This is a genomic window from Metabacillus litoralis (genome assembly GCF_007994985.1).
GTDB lineage: Bacteria > Bacillota > Bacilli > Bacillales > Bacillaceae > Metabacillus > Metabacillus litoralis.
The window spans coordinates 1-14,991 of the sequence record NZ_VOQF01000015.1; the positions used below are offsets into that span (position 1 = coordinate 1).

Sequence of the window (14,991 nt, forward strand, 5' to 3'; positions counted from 1 at the left end):
AAAATCAGAATATACACTATCAGAGGATGATGAGCATTATGTTGTGGCACTATTTCAACAACTACTTGAGGCAACTCGTCAAGGAAATGAAATTCTCCCGATCCATTTTAATGCCGAACAATACAAATCTAGTGATGTATACCTATTAAAAGAACAAGCAGAAAATCAAGCAAACGATTATCTAAACTTTAAAGAAGAACAAGAAAAAGCCAGAGAACAAATGAAACGCCTTGAAGAGCAAAAACAACGTCCATGGTATGAAAAAACATGGGATGGTGTAAAGAACTTCACAGGTGAGTTAACTGGATATTACGATTATATTCGTGCCTCTGAAGGTGTTGATCCCGTCACTGGTGCTGAACTTACAACATCTCAACGTGTGACAGCTGGAGCAATGGCAGCAGCAGGTTTTATCCCTGTTGTAGGATGGGCAGGAAGAATCGTCAAAGGTGGAGGCGCCATCTATAAAACCGCCAAAGGAATTCATGCAGCGGATCAGGCTTTGGATGTTTACTTGAACGCGAAAACCTTCTCAAATCTTGAAAAAGCAGAACTAGGAATCTATGGACTTGTGTCGGTTAATGGCTTTAACGAATATATCTTGGGAAAAGATATGTTTGGAAACGAGCTAACAGATCTTCAGCGTCAACAAAGCTTATATTATAGTATTCTAGGCCCTGCGCTATTGGCTACGCCGTTTATCCCAAGTTTAGTGAAGAATGGTAAAGTGGTTACAGAAGAGACAATTGGAAAACTGCATCAGCTAACACTGAAAACAAAAACAGGGGCTATTTCTTTTGGTAGAGAATTACAAGGTGGTTTGAATGTCCTTCTTCAAAATCCTAGAAGCAATTTGGCGTTTAGTTCAATTGGGAATTCACCAATAAATGTTATGAATCCTATGAAAATATTGAAGGATATTGACCAGGGAATGTCGAAGTTTAGTTTTGGAGATATAAGGAGCAGTGCGAAATCTGCTGGAAGTACAATTAAGTATACTCAAGTTGAAAATGTAGCAGTAAAACAAACATTCACAGACGAAGAAATAGAATCCATCAAGAAATTTATGCAAAGCAATCCAGAGTCCAATATTAAAGATTACCTTAAAAATACACCGCCTCAATACACATCAAGCTTTGATGATATTCGAAAAGTTCTTGGTGGTCAATCCGAGCTAGCTGGGGATATGCATCAAGCAGGACATTTGAACAAAGCTACGCTTGATTTCTTATTAGAAGATGTCATGACGGTTGTAAGTAAAGATTCTAGTTTGTCTGAACGGGCTTTGGCTGGATTTTTTCTAATTAATAAGCCTGGTAAAGTTGTTGATAGAATATATGATAGTGTTGGAGATGCAGGTAAGGTTGGTAATAAAAAAGTAGCAGTTGGAGAAGATATTATTACTCAAAGGGTCTCGAAAGTAGAGCTGGATTTAACACCTAAGAATACTCCATTCAAATCTTTAAGTCGGGACCAAAAGAAAAAAATAAAAGAAAAAATTGCAAATCGCACGATAACAAAAGAAGAATATAATAGATATCAATGGGATAAAAGGTTTTCAAAAAGAAGAGCTGCAGGGGTTAATGAATTTTGGAAGCAAGAAAAGAAAAGGATTTTAGATGCAGAGCCTACAACAAGGAATTGGACTATCGAACAGACACAAGAGATTTTAAAAGGGAAAAAACCTAAACATAATGAGCAATCTATAATTGGACATCATACTTACAACGCAATGAATTACCCGCATATAAGTAACAGAGGAGAAATTATTTTCCCTGTAACAAGCAAGGAACATTTAAAAGGATGGCATGGTGGAAGCTATAGTAAGAATGCACCTGGAAAACCTGTTAATCCAAATTTTTTAGAAGAATTTTAACGGATAGGAGTATTATTAATGAGTAAAATCGCAATTAAAATAAGTACAAATGCTCCATTTAGTAAAAGTTTATTACCCTTAAGAAACCATACTGGTTTAGGAATTTCAGTTATAAAAAATAAAATTGAAAATAAAGATTTTTTTGCTGAAACAGATGCCAATGATATTGATGATATGGAAAATTTAAAAGGATTAGTTGATAAATTGTTTAAGTTAGGTGCAGCAGTAAAAATATTTGACAGTGATGAATATGGGGAAGGGATATTCGATTATCAAGAAATTTCTTACGAAGAATTTAGTAATAATATTGACAGATTAAAAGAAATTGCAGAGGAATTACAGGATTACGATGATGCTTTATCTGAGGAACGTTAATTTACAAATATCAATCGCTTCGAGTTTCTTTGTGAAAAAAGGTTATTTAGAGTAGTCATTATAAATTTAAACAAATAAAATTTAAATAAAATATGACCTTAGAGTAGCTAACTTTTTGAGATTACACAATATCGCTGAATTTTAAGTAAAAAACTATTTATTTAGCCCTTTACGTTTTAAAATTGAATTATTAGTAAAACTTTATATTTCAAATCATAAAGCACTTGATTACCATAAAGGTATCAGGTGTTTTTTGTTATCTATAAAATATTAATTCTTAGGATAACATAAATGTACTTTAAAGAAATACATAACTAAGTAGTAATATCTTAAGTTATTAATCTTACGATTGAGTTGCAGAGTTTTTTATTCAAGACGGTGCATGGGCGGTAGAATCCTCTAAGGTGGTGGCGTCATCTATAAAACAGCAAAAGTAATGCATGCTGCGGAGGTACGGGTAATAAGATAGATTCTGGTACAATAAAAAAATATATTAGAGATATAGAAGGTCGAACCGGCAGAGAGTTACCTAAAAACCAAATAGAGAAGTTGAAGGAAGCCTTAAGAAATAAAGAATATAAAAAAATGTCACCAATAGAAACAGCTAAGCATAGGGCAGAATTTGATAAAGTAAAAAATAAAGTAATTAAAGAGTGGGAAGAAAATACTGGGCAAAAGTGGCCTGTTTATAATGATAATATTATTTCAGAAAGAACAGGTAAAATAATTAGGAAAAAAGGCGATAAGTATGATGCTCATCATATAATTGAAAATACTTTTGGCGGAGAACATGAATGGTGGAATATGCACCCTGCAAAATTCCCAAATGAGCATCAAGCTGGTATTCATGGAGCAGGTTCACCAGCAAATACACTATTTAAAGGAGGTAAAAAATAATGAGCTATGAATTTATTAAGGCAACCCAAGAAAATAGTTTTTATCCAGTGACTGAAAACGAAATAAAAGAGGTAGAGAGGGAACTCGATTTAAAATTTCCTAAGGAGTTAGTTAATTTTTACATAGAGGTTGGCTACGGATTTATTAAAGGTTCAGAGTTTAATATTAATCGTATTATGGACCCATATTCAGTAAGAGATTTTCGATTAAGAGTTAATGATTTTGAGTTTTATCCCGACATAGAAATCTATGATGAATTTGAGAATAACAAACTAATATTTTTTGAAGGCAGTGAATCAGCTTTAATGTCAATAGAATTTAACGAAAATAATAGAAGTGCAGTTTATTATTATGATATTCAAATTGCGACTTCTCTTGAAGAATTTTTAAGAAAGATAGAAGCAAATGATAAATATTACTTGGATTTACTAGCTGATTAAAAAACGAAAATAAAACATACCTTGAATGGTTTTTCGCCTTTCAAGGTTTTTTTCTTTAATTTATTTGAGTGAGACAAAATGAAAATAATTTGTTTGTGAATCGAGAGCTCATGACGGGAAGAAGCAAGGGGACGGATCACTTGCTTCTTTTGTTTCTCAAAGCTAAGGAAGCAAAAGAAACGTCCCTATGGTTTTCTCTTGGAGATATGAGGGGTAGTACGAAAACTGCTGAAAGCACAAATAAGTATACTCAAGTTGAAAATGTGGCAATAAAACAAACATTCACAGACGAAGAAATAGAATCCATCAAGAAATATATGCAAAGCAATCCAGAGTCCATTATTAAAGATTACCTTAAAAATACACCTCCTGAATACACATCAAGTTTTGATGATATTCGAAGAGTTCTTGGTGGTCAATCCGAATTAGCTGGGGATATGCATCAAGCAGGACATTTCAACAAAGCTACGCTTGATTTCTTGTTAGAAGATGTCATGACGGTTGTAAGTAAAGATTCGAGTTTGTCTGAACGGGCTTTGGCGGGTTTCTTTTTGATTAATAAACCTGGTAAAATAGTTGATAGAGTCTATGATGGTGTTGGAACTAAGGGTAATGGTGAAATTGATAACTACTTCATAGGAACGTTAAAAGGAGAGAAAGTTCATTTACCAGGTGTAAAGGTAGAAGAAATTATTTACACAAAGAGACTACCAGAAGAAACAGCTAAACTTAGGAAAGAATTTAATAGTTCTATTAGGAAGAATTTCCTTAAAGAATTTGCTAACAACTCTGTAAGAGCTAAATATCTTAGTGAAGCTGGTTTGGGAGTAGATGATATTGCTAGAATGAAAGATGGCCTTAATCCTAAAGGATGGCAAGTGCATCATAATTTACCTTTAGATGATGGTGGTACAAATGAATTCACTAACTTAGTATTGATAAAGAATGACCCTTATCATAAAGCGGTTACCAATGAACAAAACTCACTAACAAGAGGATTATCCCCAAAACAAAGTAAAACGATAAATTGGCCAATGTTTGAGGATAATGTTTACCCAACAAAACCGTTTAAAAGAAGGGATGAATAGATATGCCGAAGTGGAAAGACCTGTTAATAGAAATAAAGAAGATTGAAGAAAAATACGGAAGTTCACTTAGAAAACCTACAACAGCTACAGAAATTATAAAAATGAATCATAATATTGAGCAGAAATTTGGAAACATTCTATTACCCGAGGCCTACATTGAATTTTTGAGAAACGTAAATGGGTTAGATTTTAATGGATTAGTAATCTACGGTGTAGATAAAGTTTTACTTGATAACGAAGTTGATGAAGACATACATGGTTTTATTGAGACAAACGAGCTCTGGTATGAAAATGAATGGCAAAAGAAGTATATATTTTTTGGAGATTCTGATACTGCATGGTATTGTTATGACCAACAAGAAAGTGTATATGTAGAACTTGATAAACCTTCTGGAACTTTAATTCAATCATTTGAAAACTTTGATTTTATGCTAAGTGATGCATTTGAAACAATTCTTTTGTAATCCTTATAATGAATGTTGTTAAAAATTTAATGATTGAGCTATTTGACTCAACACCGATACGAGCTTTACCTCATGAAATTTAAATTCAAAAAAAACAAGAAACAAAATTTAGTATACTTCACTATTTGAAGATCAAGTCTATACTGCATTAACAAGACTAGGATATACGGTTGATACCCAGATTGAAATGTCGAGATACTGAATAGATTTATCAGTTGTTCATACTAATCAGTCAGAGAAATAGAAAAATGGTATTGAAAGTTCTATGTACTATAATTCACCATCTGGAAAAGGACGCTATGTTTATAGGTAAAGTTTTTTCGAACTAAGGTTTGGATAATCATGAGAATATAGACCAACTTGTAAAAAAAGTTAGTGAAAGAAGATATTATTAAAAAGCAGGATGTAACAAATTAATAAGTGAACTGTTCGATACATACTTCATAATGTTAAGCTAACACATTAGAGGAGGTTTGTAATTTAAGCTTATTCAAAGATTTTAAGAAAGTAAGTGAAGTAGAGGAGTACACAATTAATAAATATAAAGATATGCTCCCAGAAGCTTTGATTGATACATGGAAAACATATGGGTATGGTACATTTATGAATGGGTATTTCAAAATAATTAACCCGGATGAATATAGCTCTTTAGTAAATGAGTCTTATTTAAGAAGCAAAGGAACAATACCTATTTTCAGTACATCTATGGGTGACGTTATACTTTTTGAAAAGGATGAAAACCAAGAATCCTATCTAGTAATGATTAACTACCGAAAAGGTAAAACAAAAGTTGTAGCTTCAAAATATTCCTTGTTTCTTAGATTTTTAGAGGAAGAGGCGTTTAGACAGAAGGCATTAGACTGGCTTCCTTATCCAGAAGCAATAGAAAAATATAAAGAACCAGAGTTTGATGACTGCTTTGGCTATACACCATTACTAGGTTTAGGTGGAGCAGAAAAAGTTGAGAACCTAAAGAAAGTTAAATTGAAGGAACATATTCTTATTATTACTGAATTTATGGGACCAGTTCAGTAATATTCAAGACTACGTTAAAGAATTAATTAATTATAAGTACATGTAGGCCTTATTATGAACTGTATCCCGAATAATGGACACTTATAAAAAAGTCCATTATTCGGGATTTTTGTGTTTTATCATAAAAAAACCGTTATAATCAAAACAAATAGAGTGAACGGGGAATTAGATATGAGTAAAAAACGATTTATACAGCCCTTTAGGTTTTAAAATTGAATTATTAGTAAAATTTTATATTTCAAATTATAAAGCACTTGATTGCCATCAAGGTATCAGATGTTTTTTGTTATCTAAAAATATGAATTCTTATGATAACATAAATGAACTTTACAGAAATACATAACTAAGTAGTAATATCTTAAGTTATTAATTTTATGATTGAGTAGCAGGTTTTTTTTTCAAGACGGTGCATGGGCGGTAGAATCGTCAAAGGTGGAGGCGCCATCTATAAAACCGCCAAAGGAATGCATGCAGCGGATCAGGCACTGGTTGTTTACTTAAATGCGAAGACATTCTCAAATCTTGAAAAAGCAGAACTAGGAATCTATGGTCTTGTTTCGGTTAATGGCTTTAACGAATATATCTTGGGAAAAGACATGTTCGGAAACGAATTAACAGATCTTCAGCGCCAACAAAGCTTATATTATAGTATTCTAGGTCCTGCACTAATGGGCACACCCTTTATCCCAAGTTTAGTAAAAAACGGAAAAGTTGTATTGGAAGAAACCATTAGCAAGTTGCATCAGTTAACACAGAAAACAAAAACTGGGGCTGTTTCTTTTGGTAGTGAATTACAGGGTGGAGTGAATGTTCTTCTTCAAGATCCTAGAACAAATTTGGCGGTTAGTTCAATTGTAAATTCACCAATAAATTTAATGAATCCTATAAGAATATTGAAGGATATTGATCAAGGGCTATCGAAGTTTTCTTTTGGAGATATGAGCGGAAGTACAAAAACTATCAAAACTGTTAATGTATTAGATGGTGTTGGGAAACATGTAGATGATGGGCGAATCCCTGAAAATATAAAGAAATGGGATTATTATACACCTAGTGAAGAATTATATAAGGAATATGAGAAGGTATATAAGAATTCAAAGTATTATGACCAAAAAACGGGAGAAATTAATTGACCACCTAACGATGATATAGAGTTCAAGGTAGAATGACATATAGTAATAAAATACATGAAAAAAATCGTGAATTACAGAAAAATATGATTTAATGAACAATAGAAAAACAAGCTGTTAATAAAGAATACCATATTCATGCCATTGGAAATTGTTAGCCAAGACCTTACAAAGATGAAAGTAGGTGCAATTGTAAATCGTTCTTTAATTTGTAAATAATGAACTGTGTAGGATGTATACTCGGAAGTGGTATAAACATACGATCCTAAGGTAATTGAGGAAGAGTTTAGATTTGATCCGTGTCTTGTAAGTAAGAATCGTATAATCCGAGAACCTAGTTCCATACAATCATAATCCCAAGATGGCAGCCAATTATATTTGGCTGCTATTTTTTTCTAAATGGATAGGAATAGGTTTTTTAATTAATTGTTAGAAAATTTAAAATAGACTGTTGACCAATAACATCATATGATGTACTATAACCTTATAGATGATGTTATATGACATCATATGATCTTAGGGAGGTAGTGTTGACTGAAAAAATCATTACCAAACTAAGTTAAACTTGAAGGGAGAGTTAAATTTATGAAACAAGAACATGTGGAACAAATTCAAAACGTTATCGAGGCTGTGAAAGGGAGGGATATTAAAAACATTTTCTTTGTTGCATGTGGCGGTTCAATGGCAACGCTTTCAATCGGGGATTATTTTGTTACAAAAGATACTGATATGCCGTGCTTTGTCTATACTTCAAATGAATTTATTCATCGTTCACCAAAAGCATTGGGTGAAAACAGTCTTGTGATACTGAGATCTCATTCTGGAACAACACCAGAAACAGTTGGTGCTGCTACATATGCGAGAGAAAAAGGTGCACTGACTGTTGCCATTTCAATGGATGTTGAGTCTCCTCTTTGTGAAGAATCAGAATATACTGTACATTACAATTATAAAGATGGCTCTGATGCAATTGATGGGGAAATAGGGGTATTCTACACGTTACTCTTTAAATTACTTAATCAAGTTACTGGAGAAGAGAAGTTTCAACGTGGTGTGGAACAATTATCTAAGCTAGGTCAATTAATTGAAAGTAACCAAGCAAAGCATAAGGATGTAGCTGACGCATTTGGAAAGAAATATAAGCGTGATAAAGTTATATACACAATGGCAAGTGGAGCATATATCCATCATGCTTATTCATTCACGAGTTGTTTGTTGATGGAAATGCTATGGGTCCATTCCAACGCTATTCATTCAGGAGAGTATTTCCATGGACCATTTGAAGTAACTGATTTTGATGTTCCATTTTTAATCGTAGTTGGAGAGGGACCAAGTACACCGCTTGATCAACGTGCACTAGATTTTGTGACGAAATATAGCGAAAAAGTTGAGGTTGTTAATGTTAAAGAGTTTGATTATAAAGGAGTCGACGAAGACCTTAAAGAGTATTTTGGAACAGCACTAGCGGGTCCTATATTACGCTTATACGCCGATGGTTTAGCTGAACACACAGGACATCCATTATCAGTAAGAAGATATATGTGGAAAATGGAGTATTAATAGTCTAAAAATTGGTTACTAGGGGGAAATAATTTAATGAAAAAGTTAGTAAGCTTTTTAGTTGTTATTTTGTCTATGTTTTTAGCAGCATGTTCTTCCTCCAATGAAAGCAATGGCGAAACATCTGATGGTGATCAAGTAGTAATTGATTTTTTTCATAGATGGCCGAATGAACCTAGAAAATCATTTTATGATGAAAAAATTGCAGAATTTGAAAAGCTGCATCCTAATGTGAAAATTAATGTTGATGCTGTTTTAAATGATTCTTATAAAGAAAAGATTAGAGTACTGGTTTCAAATGATGATCTTCCAGATGTTTTCACCTCATGGTCAGACATTTTTGCCGCAAATCTAGTAAGTTCCGGACGTATAATGGAGCTAAATAATATAATGGCGGAAGATACAGAATGGTCAGGTAATATTATCGAGTCTCAATATGCTGGATTTACATTTGATGATGTTACGTATGGAATACCGTTTACAGTTGACGGTAAAGCTTTCTTTTATAACAAACAAATTTTTGAAGAAAATAATATAGCGGTACCGGGGTCATATGATGAACTTATCAATGCGTTAGATCAACTGAAGGAAGTTGGCTATGAAACACCATTAGTAGAAGGATTAACAAATGGTTGGGCCATTTCTCATTATATGGGCACAATTTTTGATAGGGTCATAGATAATGAGGTTCTTCTTAAAGACTATAACATTGAGACAGGTGAATATACAGATCCAGGATATGTACGTGGCTTAGAAATCTTCAAAGAGTTGACCACTTACATGGGTGATGTATCAACGGCTATTGATCATGAAGCAGCAAGAAATATGTTTGCTGCTGGTGAAGTTCCAGTATTATATATGCAATTTGCAGAGGTTGGATATGTACAAGATGCTGGCGATGTGGAGTTTGGGTTCTTTAATTTCCCAGCAGTTAAAGATGGAGAAGGAAGACCTAATTCACTTACTGGTGCACCTGAAGGGTGGATGTTAAGTAAGAATGCTCCAACTGAAGCTGTAGAGTTCTTGAAATTCCTGACATCAGAGGAAACTGCTAAAGAATTTACGAAAGCAGATGGACAGTTGAATGCTGTTAAAGGCGGTGTAACGGAAGAAACCTCCAATCCAACAAGTCTAGAAGCCTATCAAATTATTCAAGATGCATCAGATGCGACCCCTTGGTTTGATAATGCGGTTGATATATCAATTGCTGATATTTTCATGAGAGGTGGTCAAGAATTAGCAACAGGTCAAACTACCCCAGAAGAGATATTGGCAAAAGTACAGGAAGCAGCTGCTAAACTACGTAACCAATAAAAGGAAAGAATTGCCCTAACTAAGAAATTAAAAGGTTAGGGCAATTCTTCAAAAGAAGGGTGGGGATTTGTAATGAAGTTAAAAAAGGTGAAAATAACTCCAATCTTATTCATGTTACCAACCATTTTATTTTTAGGTCTATTTATTTACATACCACTTATTCAAAACTTCTATAATAGTTTTTTTGAATTTAGTGTATTTTCTCAATCAAAAGAGTTTGTAGGTTTGAGTAAAATTAAACAATTATTTGTTGATGAAGTAGCTCTCAGTGCATTAAACAATAATGTTAAATATGCCATCATTTCTGTGTTACTGCAAGTGTTCTTCGCTTTAGTGTTAGCTTCTATTTTAGAGGATAAGTTTTTTAGACGAGTCGCTCCTGCTTTACGAGTTATATATTTTATGCCAGTTATGATTTCAATCTCTGTTATCGCCTTACTATTTGGATTTGTCTATAATCCCCAAATTGGATTAATAAATAGTTTACTTGAGCTCATTGGATTAGATCAATTGACCAAGCCTTGGTTAGGTAATTCAACAACTGCAATATATAGTGTTATCGCAATGTCTCAATGGCAAAGTATTGGGCTAATTACGATGCTCTTTATCGTTGCGATTCAGAAAATTCCGAAGGATTTATATGAAGCTGCAGAGATAGATGGTGCTGGAAAGATACGAAGATTCTTTAGTGTAACTGTACCTCAAGTGAAAGAAGCTACTTTTGTTAACTTATTAGTTACTGTGACTGGATCTATTCTAGTATTTAATGAACCTTACATTCTAACAAATGGTGGTCCAGGAAATAGTTCCATGACATTAGCGGTTCACATGTATCAAACAGGCTTCTTTAAAGATGACATGGGCTATGCATCAACATTAGCATCTCTTATTTTCTTATTATCTGCTATATTTGCGCTTATACAAATCAAAGTATCGAAAACAGGGAAGGAGGATTGAAATATATGATAAAATTGAATTTGAAGAAGTCAACATTCTCTAGTACCGTACCTACAAATAAAATAAAAATCCCAGTTCGCACACGAATTACCAAAAATATCGTATTTCTCGGTTTGCTGATCTTTGCTGTTATCATTCTATATCCACTATTCTGGATGTTTATATCATCATTTAAAAGTTATCAAGAAATTTACAGTAATGTGTGGGCTTTTCCAACGGAATGGAAGTTTGAAAATTATTCCCTTGCATGGTCAAAAGGTATTTCAAGCTATTTTATCAACAGTGTGTATGTAACAACATCAACGATTATTCTAACCGTCCTCATAGGATCAATGGCTGCATTCGTATTATCTAGGTATAAAAATCGATGGGTTGAAGCATCACTCTTATTTACTATTGGTGGGTTAATGATGAATCCACAAGTTGCTTTAATCCCTTTATTTGAAATTTTAACTCTAACAAACTTAATAGATACACATTGGGCACTCATTTTGACCTATGTAGCTTATCGACTACCTTTAACGATAATATTGATTCGAGCTTTCTTCTTAACAGTACCTAAAGAGTTATCTGAATCAGCTTTGATGGATGGCTGTACTGAATTTGGAATCTTTTGGCGTATTTATTTGCCTATATCACTACCCATTGTTGTTACATCTGTTATTTTAACCGCATATTTCGCTTGGAATGAATTCTTATTTGCAACCGTTTTCATTAATTCCAGTGAATTAAAAACGATCCCATCAGGGTTAATGGTCTTTAGAGATGCTCTACGGACAGATTGGGGGGTATTGTTATCAGGGATGGTTATTGCAACAGTACCAATGATTATTTTACTTATATTCTTACAAAAATACTTGGTTAGAGGTCTTGCAGAAGGATCTGTGAAAGGATGATTATTTATGAAACTAATAACAATTGGTGATAACGTAGTTGACTGCTATTTGGATCAAGATAAATATTATCCTGGTGGTAATTGTGTCAATGTAGCAGTAAATGCTAAACGTAATGGAGCTAGTGAAGTTTCGTATATAGGGATATTTGGGAACGATGAGCCTGCTAATCATATCAAGTATGTACTAAGTCAAGAAGGGATCGATTATGGTTTTTCACGCGACGTTTCTGGTATTACTGGACAGCCGCAAGTTACATTAACAGAAGATCATGACCGTGTATTTGTAGGTGGTCCTAAAAATACCGTACAGCATAAATTTAAAATTCAGCTCATTCAAGAAGAATTGGATTATATAAAAACCTTTGATTTAAGTCATGTGAGCTGCTATTCTTCCATGGAGAGTGAACTACCAAAATTGTCACAAGTGTCAAAGGTATCATATGACTTTTCAAATAGGAGGGACCTATCTTATATTGAAACGATTGCTTCACATATAACTTATGCTTTTTTTTCAGTTGCTGAACTTTCAGATGAAGATTTTGAACGTTTTATTAGAGATATAAGTTCATTTCGGTTTGAAATCATTGGGCTGACTAGAGGAGGGAGACCCGCAATCTTTATCAAAAATGGAGAGATCTATGAGCAGAAGTTAAAGGAAGTTGATGTGATTGACACAATGGGTGCAGGTGATAGCTTAATCGCAGGATTTTTAACTTCTTATATGAGTGGTGATGACATCGAAGTTGCGATTGAGAAAGGAACAAGATCCGCTGAAAAGACATGCCAAGAATATGGTGGATTCGGTTACCCAAAAGAAAAACAAAAAATTTAACGAGTAATATATGTTCATGTATAATTATTAGTAACGTTAGAAATATAGGAGCGAATTTTATGAGTAACCGTGATCAAATTCAAAATTATTTATATGAAGAAATCATGACCGGAATTAAACAATATATTGAATCGAATCAGCTAAATCATGGTGATCAAATTCCTACTGAAGCTGAATTATGTGAAATTTTTAAAGCTAGTAGAATATCCATTCGTCGTGCAATTAAAGAATTAGTAGACGAAGGTGTTCTTCAAATTAATCGTGGAAAAGGTACCTTTGTAAATACATTTCGTAAAGAGATTCACCTTTTACATTTTCAAGGTTACACCGAAGGCTTAACGACAAAGAGTGAGTTTATTACAAAAGATATTATTTCAATGGATAAAATAAAGGGTACACCCTTTATTAATTATAAATTTAACAATAAATTTGATGAGTACATTGAACTGGTAAGAAAAGTATATCGAAATAACCAAATTTTAAGTTTGGATTATGCATACTTTCCAACAGCCCTTTATCCCTCAATAGAAAATAAAATAACATCAGACAGTTCAACCTTTAAAATTATTAACGAAGATTATGGAATAAATTTCAAAAAAGTATGTAAGGATCTTGAGTTTGTACATCCAACAGAAGATGTACAAAAGCATCTAGAGGTCAATAGAATGACACCTATCATTTTAGTAGATAAGATTATCTATAATGAAGAATTAATCCCTGTCCACTATTCAAACTACCATTTGATCGCAGATCGGGTGAAATTACGACTAGAAACGGATTACTGAATAGGGCAACAATATAAGTAGAGGGATTGATTTAGACGTATAAAGCAGTGGTTTTGACTCTAGTGGTTTGATCTCTGATACAAAATCAAATAAGAAAGAATGGTCTTTTTTAAACAAGAATTATTTAAAACTGCCATAAAACAACTATCCAAATAAGATGCTTGAAATCTTAAAAACGTATATTGAGTTCATGCTAATATACTTTAAATTATAAAAGGTTAACTTGTAATATTCTCAAGTTAACCTTTTTATTTTTATATTACTTTTCTTTTACTTCAATAGACCTTTTTCACCAAATTAATGTGTTCCTTTATCCTGATTCCAATTAAATGGAATCAATCTATTCATATCCTTTAAAATAAGTATTGATTTGGTGAACTAGTTTTTTATTGTTTCTCACAACTTCCTGTCTTTTAATTTATATAAAGTATTACACAAACAAAAACAGCATTTGTATAAGCTACAAATGCTGTTTATTTATATTATCATTCAATTATTAACGAATATCTCACCTTACATATAATCGTAAACAGAATCTTCAAAATAGAGCCAGTGAAAGTATTCAATCTGTGGATCTGTCATATCTGAAATTTGTTTCTCGCTGAATTTTTGCTTATTTAATAAATCTTTCACTTTAGAATCTCTTGCTGTTTGGCTCATTTTAAATCCTCCCTTATGTACTTGTAAACATTTCCTTTGTTCTTCTTGATCTCATTATATATCTCAATTTGATATTAAACCAATATCATTTTGAGATGGATTAGTGATAAATAATATGGAAATTGCATTTAGTACAATTGCTATTTATGTTGCTAATAGGAAGGGGTATTTAAACACGATAAATAAAGAGATTTTTTGATATTAGTGTATTAAATATCATTATTTTTGATGGTTAACTATTTTAATGATGATATAATTAAGTATGGAATATCTTGAGCGGAGGTAAAAACTGTGGAGGATATATTAAACCAAATTTTAAGTGAGCTGAAAGACATAAAAACAGATGTTGTAGATCTGAAGGCAAATGTTGTTGATCTAAAAGCAGGACAAGAAAGGTTAGAAATCGGGCAACAAAAATTACAGAAAAACTTAATTGAAAATCTAGGATCATACACAGAAAAAATTACTGAACATGTTGATGATAAAACGGAAGTGCTAAACAAAAGAGTTTACAAAGTAGAATCTGAGATAGAGAGATTAAACAGACAGTAGAGAAGATATCACTTCAACACTGTCTTTTTCTTTTGGATAACTGATTTTGTGAATGTTACTTAGCAACATCATTCCAGAAAAGATCCTTAAAGACGTATATAAATATGGAATTAGAACAACTTCACAGTATC

At 32.8% G+C, this 14,991-nt stretch carries 14 protein-coding genes and 2 pseudogenes; 15 read left to right on the plus strand and 1 reads right to left on the minus strand.

All coding sequences use genetic code 11. The features are described 5' to 3' along the window. From FS935_RS19205 to FS935_RS19270, 14 genes and pseudogenes are all read left to right on the plus strand, one after another. A partial coding sequence (locus FS935_RS19205; RefSeq protein WP_240050965.1) for a pre-toxin TG domain-containing protein occupies positions 1–1,876 on the plus strand: 1,876 nt, incomplete at its 5' end. An 18-nt stretch (positions 1,877–1,894) separates the two neighbouring features. Continuing rightward, the gene (locus FS935_RS19210) at positions 1,895–2,251 is read left to right on the plus strand and encodes a hypothetical protein (protein ID WP_146950270.1); all 357 of its coding nucleotides are present in this window, start codon (positions 1,895–1,897) and stop codon (positions 2,249–2,251) included. Between the two features lie 450 nt (positions 2,252–2,701). Next, positions 2,702–3,148 (plus strand): annotated as a pseudogene (locus FS935_RS19215) (hypothetical protein); the annotation flags it as partial. Then, the gene (locus tag FS935_RS19220) at positions 3,148–3,588 is read left to right on the plus strand and encodes an SMI1/KNR4 family protein (RefSeq protein WP_146950271.1); all 441 of its coding nucleotides are present in this window, start codon (positions 3,148–3,150) and stop codon (positions 3,586–3,588) included. The pseudogene FS935_RS19215 and the gene FS935_RS19220, both read left to right, overlap by 1 nt. Positions 3,589–3,728: 140 nt before the next feature. After that, entirely contained in the window at positions 3,729–4,676 is a 948-nt protein-coding gene (locus tag FS935_RS23740) for an HNH endonuclease signature motif containing protein (protein WP_193559382.1), read from the plus strand. 2 nt (positions 4,677–4,678) lie between these two features. Next, positions 4,679–5,140 (plus strand): YrhA family protein, encoded by a 462-nt coding sequence (locus tag FS935_RS19230; protein WP_146950272.1) that lies wholly within the window; start codon positions 4,679–4,681, stop codon positions 5,138–5,140. 480 nt (positions 5,141–5,620) lie between these two features. After that, positions 5,621–6,175: pseudogene (locus FS935_RS19235) on the plus strand (T6SS immunity protein Tdi1 domain-containing protein); the annotation flags it as partial. A gap of 410 nt (positions 6,176–6,585) precedes the next feature. Beyond that, entirely contained in the window at positions 6,586–7,308 is a 723-nt protein-coding gene (locus FS935_RS19240) for a hypothetical protein (protein ID WP_146950274.1), read from the plus strand. A 582-nt stretch (positions 7,309–7,890) separates the two neighbouring features. Next, positions 7,891–8,865, plus strand: a complete 975-nt coding sequence (locus FS935_RS19245; protein ID WP_146950275.1) for an SIS domain-containing protein — start codon at positions 7,891–7,893, stop codon at positions 8,863–8,865. A 36-nt stretch (positions 8,866–8,901) separates the two neighbouring features. Beyond that, positions 8,902–10,179, plus strand: a complete 1,278-nt coding sequence (locus FS935_RS19250) for an ABC transporter substrate-binding protein (protein ID WP_146950276.1) — start codon at positions 8,902–8,904, stop codon at positions 10,177–10,179. 72 nt (positions 10,180–10,251) lie between these two features. After that, positions 10,252–11,136: a carbohydrate ABC transporter permease gene (locus tag FS935_RS19255; RefSeq protein WP_146950277.1), complete on the plus strand. Its 885-nt coding sequence runs from the start codon at positions 10,252–10,254 to the stop codon at positions 11,134–11,136. Between the two features lie 5 nt (positions 11,137–11,141). Continuing rightward, positions 11,142–12,032: a carbohydrate ABC transporter permease gene (locus FS935_RS19260; RefSeq protein WP_146950278.1), complete on the plus strand. Its 891-nt coding sequence runs from the start codon at positions 11,142–11,144 to the stop codon at positions 12,030–12,032. 6 nt (positions 12,033–12,038) lie between these two features. Continuing rightward, positions 12,039–12,863 carry a PfkB family carbohydrate kinase gene (locus tag FS935_RS19265; RefSeq protein ID WP_146950279.1) on the plus strand — a complete coding sequence of 275 codons (825 nt, stop codon included), beginning with the start codon at positions 12,039–12,041 and terminating at the stop codon, positions 12,861–12,863. Between the two features lie 59 nt (positions 12,864–12,922). Further along, positions 12,923–13,648 carry a GntR family transcriptional regulator gene (locus tag FS935_RS19270; protein WP_158638661.1) on the plus strand — a complete coding sequence of 242 codons (726 nt, stop codon included), beginning with the start codon at positions 12,923–12,925 and terminating at the stop codon, positions 13,646–13,648. Positions 13,649–14,161: 513 nt separating this feature from the next. On the opposite strand, the gene FS935_RS19275 is transcribed toward FS935_RS19270, so the two are convergent. Then, the gene (locus FS935_RS19275) at positions 14,162–14,308 is read right to left on the minus strand and encodes a BH0509 family protein (RefSeq protein ID WP_146950281.1); all 147 of its coding nucleotides are present in this window, start codon (positions 14,306–14,308) and stop codon (positions 14,162–14,164) included. Between the two features lie 291 nt (positions 14,309–14,599). On the opposite strand from FS935_RS19275, the gene FS935_RS19280 reads away from it, so the two are divergent. After that, on the plus strand, positions 14,600–14,860 hold the full coding sequence (locus FS935_RS19280; protein WP_146950282.1) for a hypothetical protein: 261 nt from the start codon (positions 14,600–14,602) through the stop codon (positions 14,858–14,860). Positions 14,861–14,991: the final 131 nt, after the last annotated feature.

Coding starts and splice junctions, on each gene's coding strand:
- FS935_RS19210 (WP_146950270.1), top strand. CDS start 1,895: ATGAGTAAAATCGCAATTAAAATAAGTACAAATGCTCCATTTAGTAAA.
- FS935_RS19220 (WP_146950271.1), top strand. CDS start 3,148: ATGAGCTATGAATTTATTAAGGCAACCCAAGAAAATAGTTTTTATCCA.
- FS935_RS19230 (WP_146950272.1), top strand. CDS start 4,679: ATGCCGAAGTGGAAAGACCTGTTAATAGAAATAAAGAAGATTGAAGAA.
- FS935_RS19240 (WP_146950274.1), top strand. CDS start 6,586: ATGGGCGGTAGAATCGTCAAAGGTGGAGGCGCCATCTATAAAACCGCC.
- FS935_RS19245 (WP_146950275.1), top strand. CDS start 7,891: ATGAAACAAGAACATGTGGAACAAATTCAAAACGTTATCGAGGCTGTG.
- FS935_RS19250 (WP_146950276.1), top strand. CDS start 8,902: ATGAAAAAGTTAGTAAGCTTTTTAGTTGTTATTTTGTCTATGTTTTTA.
- FS935_RS19255 (WP_146950277.1), top strand. CDS start 10,252: ATGAAGTTAAAAAAGGTGAAAATAACTCCAATCTTATTCATGTTACCA.
- FS935_RS19260 (WP_146950278.1), top strand. CDS start 11,142: ATGATAAAATTGAATTTGAAGAAGTCAACATTCTCTAGTACCGTACCT.
- FS935_RS19265 (WP_146950279.1), top strand. CDS start 12,039: ATGAAACTAATAACAATTGGTGATAACGTAGTTGACTGCTATTTGGAT.
- FS935_RS19270 (WP_158638661.1), top strand. CDS start 12,923: ATGAGTAACCGTGATCAAATTCAAAATTATTTATATGAAGAAATCATG.
- FS935_RS19275 (WP_146950281.1), bottom strand. CDS start 14,308: ATGAGCCAAACAGCAAGAGATTCTAAAGTGAAAGATTTATTAAATAAG.